The organism is Gemmatimonadota bacterium (assembly GCA_009838645.1).
Lineage (GTDB): Bacteria > JAAXHH01 > JAAXHH01 > JAAXHH01 > JAAXHH01 > JAAXHH01.
This window is the reverse complement of the sequence record VXRC01000049.1, coordinates 76,227-89,954: the sequence shown is the minus strand read 5'-3', so window position 1 is coordinate 89,954 and position 13,728 is coordinate 76,227. Positions and strand designations below refer to the sequence as shown.

The window sequence follows — 13,728 nt, the reverse complement described above, 5'->3', positions numbered from 1 at the left end:
GATTCCTGACTGGTTCTGGTTATTGTAAGATACGGTTTCAGGATAAAGGAATCCCGCAAACAGCATCGCAGGCCTGGACCAAAGACCGCTCCGGAGCGCGATAGGGCTCTCAGGTGAATTCGGTCAGCCTGATTTCATCTGGCTTTACGAGGGCTCTATCGAGGGTGATGGTGCTGGTTAATCTCGAGTTTGAAAAGCCGAGGAAACGCCAGTCATGAACGTACGTATCGATCTCCCCGACAACAAGATCGCTGAATTCTGCCGGCGGCACCACATCAGGCGTCTTGCCCTTTTCGGGTCGGTACTGCGCGACGATTTCACGCCTGATAGCGATGTGGACATTCTTGTGGAATTCGAGCCGGGCCGGACACCGGGCCTGGAATTCTTTACCATACAGGACGAACTATCGAAAGTACTTGGCCGGCGTGTAGACCTGTACACCTTCAAAGGGGTCGAAAACAGCCGAAATTGGATTCTTCGGGATGAGATACTCCATACCGCCGAGGTGCGCTATGAGCAGACGTGATGATCGCGTAAGCCTCGTGGATATGCGCAACTACGCCGTGGAAGCGGTCGACTTGACTGATGGCAAATCACTGAACGACCTGTTCGAAGACAGGATAAGGCAACTCGCCCTGTTGAAGTTGGTGGAAACCGTAGGGGATGCGGCCAACCGAGTTTCCGAAAAAACAAAGCAGAAGCACGTTACGATTCCCTGGCCGCAGATCATTGGAGTGCGCAACCGGCTAGTCCACGGATACGATGCCGTAAACCTCGATATCTTGTGGAATATCATTCGTAACGATTTGCCTTCTTTAATCACAGAACTGGAAGACATCATCGACGAAGAGAATCCGTAAGACCTTCCCATAAAATCAACGTATTTCCAAGCTCAACGCTCGACCTGACCCAAAACCCTATGACCCCCTTCGAAGAACTCGTGGACATCATGGCGAAACTCCGGTCGAAGGGAGGCTGTCCCTGGGACCGGGAACAGACCCACCAGACCCTGCGGCCGTACCTGATCGAGGAGGCCTACGAGGTCCTGGACGCGCTGGACAACGGCGAGGACGGCGACTTCCGGGACGAACTGGGGGACCTGCTCCTCCAGGTCGTCTTCCACGCGCAGATCGCCACCGAGGAGCAGCGGTTCGACATCCATGACGTCGCCCGTGCGATCAACGACAAGCTCGTCCGGCGCCATCCCCACGTTTTCGGGGACATCCGGGCGGACACGGCCGACGAGGTGCTGACCAATTGGGAGAAGATCAAGCGGGAAGAGAAAGGCGAGAAAGGCCCCAGGTCAGTGCTCGACGGCCTCCCGGCGGGCATGCCGGCCCTGCTCCGCGCCTACCGCATCCAGGAGAAGGTCGCGCGGGTCAACTTCGACTGGGACGACATTAAAGCGGTGCTCGAGAAGGTCGGCGAGGAATTCGGCGAGGTGCGGCGGGCCCTGGAGCACGGGGACCGGGCGAAGATCGAGGAGGAGGTGGGCGACCTGCTGTTCTCCCTGGTAAATCTTTCCCGTCATCTCAACGTGCCGCCGGAGGATGCCCTGAGAAGGAGCAACGACAAGTTCATCCGCCGTTTCCGGTATATCGAGGCCGCCCTCGAGCTCAAGGGAGAAAGCCTGGAAAGGGCCACCTTCGAGGAACTGGACGCCCTGTGGGACGAGGCCAAGCGAAGGGAGCCGGATGGCGACGCCGGCTGAATCGGTGCTCCAGTTCGGCAGCGGCCGGTTCCTCCGTGCCTTCGCCGACCTCTTCATCCACGAGGCCAGGCAGGCCGGGCAGGACATCGGCCGGATCGTCGTGGTCCAGTCCACGGGCACCGGGCGAGTCCGGTTGTTCAATGACCAGCGCGGCCGCTACCGGATACGCGTACTGGGGATCCGCGACGGCAGCCGGATCGATGAGTCCGTCGAGGTGGAAAGCGTTTCAAGGGCCCTGAGCGCCGTGGACGACTGGGAAGCCGTACTGGCCGCGGGACGTGACCCGGCCACGGAGTACATCCTCTCCAACACCTCGGAAAACGGGTACGACGTACCGGAGTCGGAGCGGCTGGACGGCGCACCGCCGGTTTCTTTTCCCGGAAAGCTGCTCGCCGTGCTCCTTGCGCGATATGAACACGGCGGCGCGCCGGTGACCGTCATCCCCTGCGAATTGATCGCCGGCAACGCCGGGGCGTTGCGCGGGCTGGTCCGGGCACTGGGGCGGCAGCGGCGTCTGGACGACGGCTTCCTGGGCTGGCTGGAAGAAGGGGTAACCTGGCTGCATACGCTCGTGGACCGGATCACTATCGAACCGCCGCCGGGCTTTCCCAACCCCCACGGCGACGGGCTGCTGGCGCTGACCGAACCCTTCGCCTTCTGGGCCCTGGAGGACCGGCCGGGCGCCGCGCCGTTCATCGAGCACCCGGCCATTAATCGAACGCCGGACGTCCGTCCCTACGCGTTGCGCAAGGTGAGGGTGCTCAACGGCGCCCACACGGCGCTGGTCTGCCGGGCCATGCCCCTGGGCATCCGGACCGTCCGGGAGGCGGTCGACCATGCGGAAACGGGGCCGTGGCTGCGGGACCTGATGCTGGAGGAAATCGTGCCGGCGCTGCCGGACGACGTAAATGACGCCCGGCCCTTCGCGGAGGACTGCATCGAACGGTTCCGGAACCCTTTCCTGGACCACCAGCTGGAATCCATCGCGACTGCGCACGAGACCAAGGTGAAACTGCGGCTTGTGCCGACCTTCGAATCGTACGTGGAGAAGTTTAAACGCAAGCCGCCCCTGCTGTCCGCCCTGCTGTCCTGAGATGCGAGATTTGAAAAGCGAGTCCTGACCGTATGCCCACTATCGTACTCGAAGAACCCGGCCGTTTCGTCCTGGAGGATACCCCCGAGCCCACGCCTCCGGGTCCCGGAGAAGCGCTGATTCGCATCCGCCGGGTCGGGATCTGCGGCACGGACCTGCACGCCTTCGAGGGTACGCAGCCCTTCTTCGACTACCCCCGCATTCTCGGGCACGAACTGGGGGTGGAGGTCATCGCGACCGGTCGGGACGTGAAACACATCCATCCCGGCGACCTGTGCGCCGTCGTCCCCTACATGGACTGCGGTGACTGCGTGCCCTGCCGCATGGGCAAGACGAACTGCTGCTCGAACCTCGACGTCCTGGGCGTTCACGTGGACGGCGGCATGCGGGACGTCCTGGTGCTCCCGGCCGAGAAACTGCTGCGATCCGATGTCATGTCCCTGGAGCAACTGGCCCTGGTGGAAACCCTGGGCATCGGCGCCCACGCCGTGGACCGCGCCGCGGTTGAAGAGGGGGAAACGGTCCTGCTCATCGGCGCCGGCCCCATCGGACTGTCCGTGCTGACCTTCGCCCTCCTGGCCGGAGCGCGTGTGATCCTGCTGGAAATCAGCGCGCGGCGCATCGAATTCTGCAAGCGACGCTACGACCTCTTCGAAATCATTTCCGATACCGCGGACGTGCCGTCGAAGCTGCACGCATTGCTGGGCGGCGAACTCCCGACGGCCGTATTCGACGCCACCGGCCACGCCGGGTCCATGATGCAAGCCCACGAATACGTCGCCAACGGCGGACGCCTGGTCTACGTCGGCATCACCGGCTCGCGCATTTCCTTCGACGGACCGGCCTTCCACCGGAGGGAGATGACCCTACTGGGAAGTCGGAACGCCCGTACGGTCGATCTGCAGCGGATCATCGGCCATATCGAGGCCGGCCGGGTCGACACCTCGCCCTGGATCTCCCACAGGGCCGGGCCGGAGCAGATGATCGAGGACTTCCCAACGTGGCTCGACCCGGAGAGCGGTGTGGTCAAGGCCGTACTCGAAATGGCTTGATCAAGAATAGAACCAGGACGAGTGCCGGTCAAGGTGCGGCATGTAGAAACTAACGCGTTGTCTAATTCGGCGGCGATACGTATCATGAAAACAACCGAAGGATAAGACGCCCTTGTTTGTCAAAGAGGACAGCGAGTAAAAAGGAGAGGAAACATGGACAAGCAGACCCTGATCGACAACCTGAACGGAGACCTGGCCGCCGAACTCGGTGCGATCATCCAGTTTACCATCTACGCGGCCAAGGCCAGCGGTCCCTATCGGCCCGAACTGGCCAAGTTCTTTCAGGACGAGGTTGCCGATGAGCAACTGCACGCCCAATACCTCGCCGACAAGATCGTGGTGCTGGGCGGCGAGCCCACGACCGTTCCCCGTCCGGTCAAGGTAAGCAATTCGAACCGCGAGAACCTGGAGACCATGCTTGAGGACGAACGCACGATCGTCGAGCGGTACGTCCAGCGGAGGTCCGAGGCCGAAGAGTACGGCGATTACGGCCTCATGGTCCAGTTGGAAGACATGATCCGGGACGAGAGCAGTCACGCCGAAGAAGTGGAACGCATCCTTCGTGACTGGCCCCTTTAAATCCAACCGCGGCTGCTAAATGCTTAGATTCATCTGGAAATGGTTTTTTCGGCTGGCCGTTGCAGCCGTGGTCATACTTGTCGCGGTCCTGGCATACACTTCGATTATATCCCGCCCCATGCCCGAGCATACATTCACGGATACGGACCAACTCCTAGCCATCGCTCACCGCGGCGGCGCGGGATTGTGGCCGGAAAACACGCTGTTTGCCTTTCAAAACGCGGTCAGAATCGGTGCGGATGCACTGGAATTCGACGTGCACGCCACCAGCGACGGTGAACTGGTAGTCATTCACGACGCCACGGTCGACCGTACGACCGACGGCGCGGGCCGGGTCGACGAGATGACCTGGGACGCACTGCGGGAACTGGACGCGGGCTACAGGTGGACCGCGGACGACGGGGCGAGCTTTCCGTTCCGGGGCATGGGTTTGCGGGTTCCGACGCTGGAAGAGGCACTGAACGCACTCCCCGATACCCGTATGATCATCGAGCTGAAAGACGTGTCCGATGCCGCCAGGGTCCGTTTTTCCGAGGCAATCGCGCAGTGTTCGTACCCGGAACGGAAGGTCATCGCTTCCTTTCAGTCCGAGAGCGTCAAATACATTCGAGACAACAACCCGGGCATCGCGACATCGTCCACGGCCGGTGAGGTACTCGGCTTCTGGGTGCTGAATTCCCTGAGACTCGGGTTCGCCTTTGTTCCCGGGGGAGAGACGATGCAGGTACCGCCCAGTTTTCAGGATCGGACCCTGGTAAGCAACCGGTTCGTATCGGGCGCCCACCGGCACAACATGGACGTGTATGTCTGGACGATAAACGAGGAAGCGGAAATGAAACGCCATGTCGATCACGGCGTGGACGGCATCATTACGGACTATCCGGATCGTCTCCTGCAGGTACTGGACCGGTACCCGGAATTGCGGGAACCGGACTACGGGGAAGGAGAAGCGCCGACACTATGAGCGAACAGCCTATCCTGTCGGTCCGGGACCTGAGCAAGACCTACCCGAGCGGCGGCGGGACGCTTACCGTTTTGCGGGAGATCGAATTCGACCTGATGCCGGGCGACTCCCTGGCGATCATCGGCCCCTCCGGCAGTGGGAAGACGACGCTGCTCGGCCTCTGCGCCGGCCTGGACCGGGCGACTACGGGATCCGTTTCACTGAACGGCATCGTGCTGGACGATCTCGATGAAGATGAACGGGCCCGCGTACGCAACCGTCACGTGGGCTTTGTTTTCCAGAATTTCCAGCTCATTCCAACGCTCACCAGTCTCGAGAATGTCATGGTCCCGGCCGAGTTGCGCGGCGAAAAGGCAGTCTACCGCCGGGCGGAGGAACTCCTGGACCGCGTGGGGCTGGCGGACCGGACCACCCACTACCCTGTGCAACTGTCCGGGGGCGAACAGCAGCGGGTCGCCATGGCCAGGGCCTTCATCAACCGTCCGGCATTGCTCTTCGTGGACGAACCCACGGGCAATCTCGACGCCGATACGGCCGCAACCGTGGAAAGTCTGCTGTTTGAACTGAACGAGGAATCCGGGACGACCCTGGTCACCGTGACCCACAACCTCGACCTGGCGCGGAGGACCCGTCGCATCGTCCGGTTGAGCGGGGGCCGCATGGTCGAAGACTACCATCCTGTGCATTCCGATATCCCGGAAGCGCCGTCCCTTTCCCTTACCCCAGATCCTCAGTCATGAGCGTTCCCCCCGCATCTGATAAGACGCCGGTACGGGCAGGCTGGCTGCTCAGCATGGCCTGGCGGGACAGCCGGACCTACCGGCGCCGCCTGCTCCTGTACATGTCGTCCATCATCCTGGGCACCGCCGCCCTGGTCTCAATCCGTACCCTGGGCGACAGCATGGCGGCCGCGATCGACGTGGAGGCCAAGGCCCTGCTCGGTGCCGACCTCGACATTAACACCCGGACGGCCTTCTCGGATTCGGCCGAAGTCTTTCTCCGGAACCTGGGCGGCGAGCAGTCGCGCCAATCCAGTTTCGTCTCCATGGTCTCCTTCCCCCGGACGGACTCGTCACGCCTGTCGAACGTACGGGCGCTCGAAGGCGCGTTCCCCTATTACGGCGTGCTGGAAACGGTCCCCGCTGCCGCCGCGCAATCGTTCAAGACGGACGGCACGGCCCTCGTGGACGACAACCTTATGATCCAGCACGGCGTGGAGGTGGGCGACTCGATCCGCGTCGGGATGCGCACGCTCGAGATCTCCGGCCGCCTGGTGAGCATACCGGGCGAAACCGCGGCCATGAGCACGATCGGTCCCCGGGTCTACATCCCCATGTCGGAACTCGAATCCACGGGGTTGATCCAGCCGGGCAGCCGCGTCACCTACCGGGCCCTGTTCAGGTTCGACGACGGTGTGGATGCAGATGAACTCGCGGCAACCCACAGCGCGGACACCGCGGCCAGGTGGGGGATGGACTGGGACACCGTGAGGGACCGCCAGGCGGGCCTGGAAAGGTCCCTGGGCAATCTCTACCGGTTTCTCAACCTGAGCGGGTTCATCGCCCTGATCCTCGGAAGCGTGGGGGTCGCCAGCGCCATTCACACCTACGTACGGCGAAAACGGGGTACTATTGCCGTGCTGCGCTGCCTGGGCGCGGAAGGGCGGCACACCTTCGCGGTGTACGTCATACAGGCCATGGCCATTGGCGTGATCGGTTCCGCCATCGGCGCCGCCGTCGGCTATCTCGTCCTCGGTGTACTGCCCGTGCTGATCCAGGACTTCGTTCCCTTCGAACTGGTGGTGGGGTTTACCTGGCTTCCGCTGCTACAGGGCATGGGTCTCGGGCTGCTCATGGCGTTGTTGTTCGCCCTCTTGCCGCTCCTTGCGATCAGGGACATTTCTCCCCTGCTCACGCTACGCTCCTCCGTCGAAACACCACGGCGCGGCAACGCGGATCCGCGGCGCATCGTACTGATCGCCGTACTCGTGGCCGGCGTCGTGCTCTTCGGCATCAGCCAGACCCGGGTTTGGCTGCAGGGCGTGGGATTCGCGGGGGGACTGATCTGCGCCTTCCTGCTGCTGACGCTGGTCGCGCGGAGCCTGATCACGCTGGCCCGGCGCATCGTGCCGGCTACGTGGCCCTATGTCTGGCGGCAGGGCCTGGCCAATCTCTTCCGCCCGGACAACCAGACCGTCACCATGGTCGTCGCCCTCGGGCTGGGCGCCTTCCTGATCACGACACTGTACCTCCTGCAGTATTCCCTCGTGGGACACATTACCCAGGTCGGTGGAGACAGGCAGTCGAACCTGGTGCTCTTCGACATACAACCCGGCCAGCGGGAGGATATCCTGGCGTCGATGCGCCAAAACGGACTGCCGGTCATGCAGCAGACGCCGGTGGTAAGCATGCGGCTGGCGGGCCTGAAAGGGCGGACGATCGCGGAGGTGATGGCGGATACGACGGAAAGGGTATCGCGCTGGCCGTTGCGCCGGGAATACCGTTCGACCTACCGGGCCCACCTGGAGGACGCGGAAACGCTCCTGGAAGGGTCGCTGCAACCCCGCGCCGACGCCGATGGGGACTCCGTCCTCGTATCCGTGGAAAAAGGCATCGCCGACCGCCTGGGGCTGAGTATCGGCGACGAGGTCGTGTTCGACGTGCAGGGCGTGCCGGTGAAGACCACCGTTGGGAGCGTGCGCGCCGTCGACTGGCAGCGGATGCAGCCCAACTTCTTCATGGTCTTCCCGGAGGGCGTCCTGGAAGAGGCGCCCCAGTTCCACGTGGTCGTGACCCGGATCGACGATCCGCAGGTCTCGGCGCGCTTTCAGCGGGAAACGGTGAGCCGGTTTCCCAACGTTTCCTTGATCGACCTGAGCCTCATCCTGAACACCCTCAATGACATCCTCGGCAAGGTCTCCCTAATCGTCCGTTTCATGGCGCTGTTCAGCGTATTCACCGGCGTCATCGTCCTGGTAGGCGTCGTGACCAACAGCCGTTACCAGCGGATGCAGGAAAGCGTACTCCTGAAGACCCTCGGCGGCTCCCGGAACCAGATTCTGAAGATCATGACGATCGAGTACCTGTTCCTCGGCGCAATCGGCGCATTGACTGGGGTCGTGCTGGCCTTTGCCGCTACGTGGATCCTGGCCGTCTTCGTATTCAACATCTCCTACGTGCCGGCCTACATCCCCGTGCTGGCCGTGGTCGGTGGGATCGCGTCGATCACCATCCTGGTGGGCATGGCCGCCAGCGCCGGCATCTACCGCCAGTCCCCGCTGGAAGTGCTTCGGGCGGAAATCTAGACGATCCGGCGGATCAGGGCAGAAGTTTCTTCAGAACCGGCTCGAGCGCCTTCCAGACCAGCTCGGCCATGATCGCGTGCCCTTCCGCGGTCGGATGGATGCCATCCGGCTGATTCAGTTCCGGTATGCCGCCGACGCCTTCGAGAATGAAGGGGATCAGCGAGACACGCTCCGATTCCGCCAGCTCCAGGTAGATCTCCCTGAACTCGGACACAAAGCGCTGGCCCATATTGGGCGGGGCCTGCATGCCGGCGAGAATGATCTTCGTCTCTGGATACCGTTCCCGGACGCGCCGGATGATGGCCCGCAGGTTCCGGCGGGTGACGCGGGGGTCGACGCCCCGAAGCCCGTCGTTCCCGCCGAGTTCGAGGATGAACACGTCCGGACGGTTCTGCAGCACCCAGTCGATACGGCTCAGGCCGCCCGCCGTGGTCTCCCCGCCCACACCGCCGTTGATCACCTTGAACGGCCAGCCGAGCCCGTCGATCTTCATTTGCACGAGTTGCGGAAACGCCTTGTCGGGATCGACCCCGAACCCCGCCGTAAGGCTGTTGCCATAGAACAGCACGGTCATCGGCGCCCCTTCGCCCGCCACGTCCTGCCCGCTGTCCGCCGCGGCGACGGGGAGCAGCCAGATCATAGGAAGCAGCCAGATCACAGGAAGCAGCCGGATCACGGGGAGTAGCAAGACGGGTATTCGTTTAAGCATGTTGGAATCACTCCGGCATCAATAGACAAAACACAACGCTTTACATCGAAATAACACAAAAACCAGGTTTATCGCTTGACGACATTGACCGTGCCAGATAGTATGACAGTATAACCCCAGTCATTCTTCTCTCAAAGATCCAATTCCCCAGAAATCGCCAGTTTCAATGCGAAACCAACCTGCATTTCGCCATCTGCCGGTATGGACCAAGGTCCTTACGGCGCTCGCCATGACCGGTCTCTTCGCAGCCCTGTTGAACGACTTCGCCATTACCCGCAACGCATCCGCCCGTCTGTACTACCTGGCCGAGGAAACGCCCGAATGCCAGGTGGGACTCGTACTGGGCACTTCCAAGTACGCCGAGGGGCACGTCAACCAGTACTACCGCGCGCGCATCGAGGCCGCGGCCGAGTTGTTTCACGCCGGACGGGTCAGGGCCATTCTCGTCAGCGGGGACGCTTCCACACAATACTATGACGAGACCACAACCATGCAGCGGGACCTGGTCGAACTGGGTGTGCCGGAAGACTTCATCATGCTCGACTATGCCGGCGTGCGGACCCTGGACTCCGTCTTCAGGGCGAAGAAGGTGTTCGGACTGGACCGCGTCATCGTCGTTTCGCAGCAGTTTCACTGCGAACGAGCGCTTTATCTGGCGGATGCCGTCGATCTCGCCGCGACGGGTTTCTGCGCCGAAGACACCCCGTATACACAATCCCTGCTGGTGCGCAGTCGCGAAACGCTGGCCCGGGCGATGGCCTTCGTCGATCTGAACATCTTCGACACCCAGCCGCGATCCCTGGAGCAGGACGAACGGGCCAGGCGGGCCAGCCGATGAGCATGACCAGGCGGGCCAGCCGATGAGCACGGGCCGCGCGACAGGGCGTTGACATTCCACTTGTCCCGGCCTCCCCCTCCGTATACATTCCGGTTTTTCCTTTTCCGCCAACCATTCAGCCGCATTCCCGCGACACCACGGCCCGTGGAGGTAGGTGTTTGGATTTCGACCCGTCGCTCGAGTACGCGCGAGAACTGGACCGCCGCGATGACCTGGGCGGGTTCCGGGATCGCTTTCTGATCGACGATCCCGGACTGATATACCTGGACGGCAATTCCCTCGGGCGGGTTCCAAGGGACGCCATCCCCCTGATGGACCGGTTGATCCGTCATCAGTGGGGGAACCGGCTCATACGGGCCTGGAATGACGAATGGATGGGGCTTTCGAGGCGTATCGGCGGCAAGCTGGCCGGCCTGATCGGCGCCCGGCCCGACGAGGTGATCATCGCCGACTCGACGTCGGTCAACCTCTTCAAGCTGATTGCCGGTGCGTTGAAGGAGCGGCCCGGGCGGCGCCGCATCGTAACCGACAGCGTGAACTTCCCGTCCGACATCTATATCCTGAAGGCCGTGGCGGATCTGCTCGATCCCGCGTACGAACTGGTCGTACTCCCCGTGGACAACGGCTTTGCCGTGTCCGAGGAGGCCCTCGACCGGGCCATCGACGGCGACACCGCCCTGGTGCTCCTCTCCCACGTCATGTACAAGTCCAGTTACTTGTACGACATGGCGCGGATCACCGGGATCGCCCACGGCCGGGACGCGATGATCCTGTGGGACCTGAGTCACTCCGCCGGCGTCGTACCCATGGCTTGCCACGACCTGGGCATCGAACTGGCGGTGGGTTCCACGTACAAGTACCTGAACGGCGGGCCCGGGGCTCCGGCGTTCCTTTACGTCCGCGAAGACCTGCAGGCCAGGCTGGACAATCCGATTTCAGGCTGGTTCGGCCACCGGAAACAGTTCTATTTCGATACCGAATTCGAACCGGCGACCGGCATCGACCGTTATTTGACGGGCACGCCGTCCGTCCTCTCCCTGGCCATGATCGAACCCGGCGTGGATCTCGCGCTCGAAGCCGGCGTGGAGCCCGCGCGCGCCAAGTCGCTGAGCCAGTCCGAATACCTGGTCGCCCTCTGGGCGTCTGAACTGGCGCCCCTCGGATTCACGCTGAATTCACCCCGGAACGGCGCACGCCGGGGGTCGCACGTCTCCTTCGGCCATGCCGAAGGATATCGCATCGACCAGGCGATCCGGGAGGAAAGACAGGTGATTTCCGATTTCCGCATGCCCGACAACATCAGGCTGGGCATCGCTCCGCTTTACACGACCTACGAAGAACTGCACACGGCCGTACACGCGCTGCGCGAGGTCGTGCAGTCCGGTTCATTCCGGCAGTACAGCGCCGTCATCAAGGGAGTTACCTGACGGTGAACGGTCCCGTGCAGATCAATATCCCTCCGATCATCTTCAGTGGTGCGGGCGCATTCGACGAAGCGGCCCCCCAGGCCGTCCGCGCCGGACTGAAAAACGTGCTGGTGGTCTCCGATCCCTACCTCGTCGAACAGGGCCTGCCCGCCCGCATGGTGGACCGATGCCGCCAGGCGGGCATAGAAGCCTGCGTCTACGGCGGCGTGACCCCCGAGCCCACGGACGTGAACGTCGAGGAAGGGCTCGCCCTGCTCAACGAAAACGGCTGCGAAGTCGTCATTGCGGTCGGCGGCGGCAGCAGCATAGACGCGGGGAAAGCCATCGCGGTCATGGCCGCCAACGACGGACCCCTGTCCGCATACGCGGGCTATCACCGGATTCCCCGGCCCGGCGTGCCGCTGTTCGCCGTTCCCACGACGGCCGGAACGGGTAGCGAAATGACCCGGGTGACGGTCATCACGGATACGCGGCGCAACGTGAAGATGATGATCCTGGATGCCCATCTGCTGCCCGCGGCGGCCTTCGTCGACTACACGCTGACCCTGTCCATGCCCCGTCCGCTGACGGCCAACGTCGGCGTGGACACGCTGACCCACGGTATCGAGGCCTATGTATCGCGCAAGAACGTCACGATGACGGACGCCCTCGCCCTTTCCTGCGTGGACCTCGTCGGCAGGCACCTGGTACGGGCCTGGAAGCATCCCGGCGACCACGAAGCCCGAGGCGGCATGATGGAAGCCGCTTCACTGGGCGGCATGGCCTTCTCCAACAGCTCCGTCTGCCTCGTGCACGGCATGAGCAGGCCCCTGGGCGCGGTCTTCCATCTACCCCACGGCCTCAGCAATTCCGTGTTGCTGCCGGCGGTCACCCGGTTCAGCGCGCCGGCGGCGCCTGAACGATACGCGGTACTGGCCCGGAAGCTCGGCTGGGCGGGGGAAGGGGACGATGCGTGCCGCGCCTGCGATCTGCTCATCGATGGCTTGCGAAAACTCAACGATACAGTCGAAATACCCGGATTGAGGGACTGCGGAATCTCGAAAGCGGCCCTGACCGGGGCGCTGGACAAGATGGCCGACGACGCCCTCGCTTCGGGGAGCCCGCAGAACAATCCGCGCGTGCCCACGGCAGACGAAATCAAATCGCTTTATCTGGAAGCCTACTGAAGGGAAGCCGCATGGCATTTAACACGCTGCTCATCGGGGGCAGGGGGACGATCGGGTCCGGACTCCGGACGTACCTGCCGGGGATGGACGGGAGATACCGCTTCTGTTGCATCGACCTGCCCGGGGCGCCCGACCGGGCCGAGGGTCGCGCCCAGGGACGCTTCGTCGATTTGAACATCGTCGAAGAACCGGATCGATTCCGGGCCATGCTCCCCGGGTTCGATCTCGTCGTCTACCTGGCCCGTCAGGGCGATCTCGCCGCCATGAACGCGATGACGGACCTGGTGTTCGAATCGGTGCTGGACCTGGGTAGTCCGGGCGGACCGGGCGGACCGGACGGACCGGGCCCTCCGGACCACCGGCCGATGATCGTGGGTTCGAGTTCCGTGCACGCGGTGGACGACGCCTATCACTTTTTCGAATCGGGCGCGTACGCGTTGATCGCGGAACGAAAGTTTGATTCGATCCGGGAATGGCCTGATCCGATCTCCGCGCACCTGCCCGCCTGCCCGATCAACGACTACGGCCACGAGAAGGCCTATGTCGAGGCCTGGGTGGAACGGGCGGCAGTACGGGGCTGCGGCGCGGTGGCCACGCGCTGGGGCGGCGTGAACCCCGTCAACACGCCCATCACGGAGGAGCCCGGGTATTTCGCCGTCTGGTGTCACCAGCAGGATGCGGCGGCCATGGTCCATGCCGCTTATACGGCCCATCTCGCCGGCACGCTGCCTCCCGCGCGGCACTATTTCGTCATTTCGGACAACACGTACAACATTTTCGACATACAGACGCCGAAGGAAGAGATTGGATACGCGCCCCGGCACAACGCCGAGACCCACTTACGCGGAGGAATTTCGAGCGGATGAGTTACGAACGGAGCCATTG

The 13,728-nt window shown here is 63.0% G+C and carries 14 protein-coding genes; 13 read left to right on the top strand and 1 reads right to left on the bottom strand.

Annotated elements, in window-relative coordinates; translation table 11 throughout:
• Positions 1-214 precede the first annotated feature (214 nt).
• The 9 genes from F4Y38_14295 to F4Y38_14255 all read left to right on the top strand — a co-directional run bounded on the left by F4Y38_14295 (position 215) and on the right by F4Y38_14255 (position 8,703).
• Entirely contained in the window at positions 215-526 is a 312-nt protein-coding gene (locus tag F4Y38_14295; GenBank protein ID MXY50452.1) for a nucleotidyltransferase family protein, read from the top strand.
• Positions 483-860 (top strand): DUF86 domain-containing protein, encoded by a 378-nt coding sequence (locus F4Y38_14290; protein MXY50451.1) that lies wholly within the window; start codon positions 483-485, stop codon positions 858-860. Before F4Y38_14295 ends, F4Y38_14290 begins: the two co-directional genes overlap by 44 nt.
• Positions 861-919: 59 nt before the next feature.
• Positions 920-1,711, top strand: a complete 792-nt coding sequence (gene mazG, locus F4Y38_14285) for a nucleoside triphosphate pyrophosphohydrolase (protein MXY50450.1) — start codon at positions 920-922, stop codon at positions 1,709-1,711.
• Complete coding sequence (locus F4Y38_14280; GenBank protein ID MXY50449.1) at positions 1,695-2,804, top strand: altronate dehydrogenase; 1,110 nt, start codon at positions 1,695-1,697, stop codon at positions 2,802-2,804. The genes mazG and F4Y38_14280 overlap by 17 nt, the downstream gene beginning before the upstream one ends.
• 32 nt (positions 2,805-2,836) lie before the next feature.
• Positions 2,837-3,856, top strand: a complete 1,020-nt coding sequence (locus F4Y38_14275; protein MXY50448.1) for a zinc-binding alcohol dehydrogenase family protein — start codon at positions 2,837-2,839, stop codon at positions 3,854-3,856.
• Between the two features lie 153 nt (positions 3,857-4,009).
• Positions 4,010-4,435: a ferritin-like domain-containing protein gene (locus tag F4Y38_14270; protein ID MXY50447.1), complete on the top strand. Its 426-nt coding sequence runs from the start codon at positions 4,010-4,012 to the stop codon at positions 4,433-4,435.
• A 19-nt stretch (positions 4,436-4,454) separates the two neighbouring features.
• The gene (locus F4Y38_14265) at positions 4,455-5,399 is read left to right on the top strand and encodes a glycerophosphodiester phosphodiesterase (protein MXY50446.1); all 945 of its coding nucleotides are present in this window, start codon (positions 4,455-4,457) and stop codon (positions 5,397-5,399) included.
• Positions 5,396-6,139, top strand: a complete 744-nt coding sequence (locus F4Y38_14260) for an ABC transporter ATP-binding protein (GenBank protein ID MXY50445.1) — start codon at positions 5,396-5,398, stop codon at positions 6,137-6,139. Before F4Y38_14265 ends, F4Y38_14260 begins: the two co-directional genes overlap by 4 nt.
• On the top strand, positions 6,136-8,703 hold the full coding sequence (locus tag F4Y38_14255; GenBank protein MXY50444.1) for an FtsX-like permease family protein: 2,568 nt from the start codon (positions 6,136-6,138) through the stop codon (positions 8,701-8,703). The genes F4Y38_14260 and F4Y38_14255 overlap by 4 nt, the downstream gene beginning before the upstream one ends.
• A gap of 13 nt (positions 8,704-8,716) precedes the next feature.
• On the opposite strand, the gene F4Y38_14250 is transcribed toward F4Y38_14255, so the two are convergent.
• Positions 8,717-9,412 carry an arylesterase gene (locus F4Y38_14250; protein MXY50443.1) on the bottom strand — a complete coding sequence of 232 codons (696 nt, stop codon included), beginning with the start codon at positions 9,410-9,412 and terminating at the stop codon, positions 8,717-8,719.
• A gap of 166 nt (positions 9,413-9,578) precedes the next feature.
• Here F4Y38_14250 and F4Y38_14245 point away from each other — a divergent pair, with 166 nt between their 5' ends.
• The 4 genes from F4Y38_14245 to F4Y38_14230 all read left to right on the top strand — a co-directional run bounded on the left by F4Y38_14245 (position 9,579) and on the right by F4Y38_14230 (position 13,709).
• Positions 9,579-10,250 carry a hypothetical protein gene (locus F4Y38_14245; protein ID MXY50442.1) on the top strand — a complete coding sequence of 224 codons (672 nt, stop codon included), beginning with the start codon at positions 9,579-9,581 and terminating at the stop codon, positions 10,248-10,250.
• Between the two features lie 158 nt (positions 10,251-10,408).
• Positions 10,409-11,677 (top strand): kynureninase, encoded by a 1,269-nt coding sequence (gene kynU, locus F4Y38_14240; GenBank protein ID MXY50441.1) that lies wholly within the window; start codon positions 10,409-10,411, stop codon positions 11,675-11,677.
• Positions 11,638-12,843 (top strand): iron-containing alcohol dehydrogenase, encoded by a 1,206-nt coding sequence (locus F4Y38_14235; GenBank protein MXY50440.1) that lies wholly within the window; start codon positions 11,638-11,640, stop codon positions 12,841-12,843. Before kynU ends, F4Y38_14235 begins: the two co-directional genes overlap by 40 nt.
• Positions 12,844-12,854: 11 nt before the next feature.
• Positions 12,855-13,709 (top strand): hypothetical protein, encoded by an 855-nt coding sequence (locus tag F4Y38_14230; protein MXY50439.1) that lies wholly within the window; start codon positions 12,855-12,857, stop codon positions 13,707-13,709.
• The last annotated feature ends 19 nt before the right edge of the window (positions 13,710-13,728 follow it).

Coding starts and splice junctions, on each gene's coding strand:
- F4Y38_14295 (MXY50452.1), top strand. CDS start 215: ATGAACGTACGTATCGATCTCCCCGACAACAAGATCGCTGAATTCTGC.
- F4Y38_14290 (MXY50451.1), top strand. CDS start 483: ATGAGATACTCCATACCGCCGAGGTGCGCTATGAGCAGACGTGATGAT.
- mazG (MXY50450.1), top strand. CDS start 920: ATGACCCCCTTCGAAGAACTCGTGGACATCATGGCGAAACTCCGGTCG.
- F4Y38_14280 (MXY50449.1), top strand. CDS start 1,695: ATGGCGACGCCGGCTGAATCGGTGCTCCAGTTCGGCAGCGGCCGGTTC.
- F4Y38_14275 (MXY50448.1), top strand. CDS start 2,837: ATGCCCACTATCGTACTCGAAGAACCCGGCCGTTTCGTCCTGGAGGAT.
- F4Y38_14270 (MXY50447.1), top strand. CDS start 4,010: ATGGACAAGCAGACCCTGATCGACAACCTGAACGGAGACCTGGCCGCC.
- F4Y38_14265 (MXY50446.1), top strand. CDS start 4,455: ATGCTTAGATTCATCTGGAAATGGTTTTTTCGGCTGGCCGTTGCAGCC.
- F4Y38_14260 (MXY50445.1), top strand. CDS start 5,396: ATGAGCGAACAGCCTATCCTGTCGGTCCGGGACCTGAGCAAGACCTAC.
- F4Y38_14255 (MXY50444.1), top strand. CDS start 6,136: ATGAGCGTTCCCCCCGCATCTGATAAGACGCCGGTACGGGCAGGCTGG.
- F4Y38_14250 (MXY50443.1), bottom strand. CDS start 9,412: ATGCTTAAACGAATACCCGTCTTGCTACTCCCCGTGATCCGGCTGCTT.
- F4Y38_14245 (MXY50442.1), top strand. CDS start 9,579: ATGCGAAACCAACCTGCATTTCGCCATCTGCCGGTATGGACCAAGGTC.
- F4Y38_14230 (MXY50439.1), top strand. CDS start 12,855: ATGGCATTTAACACGCTGCTCATCGGGGGCAGGGGGACGATCGGGTCC.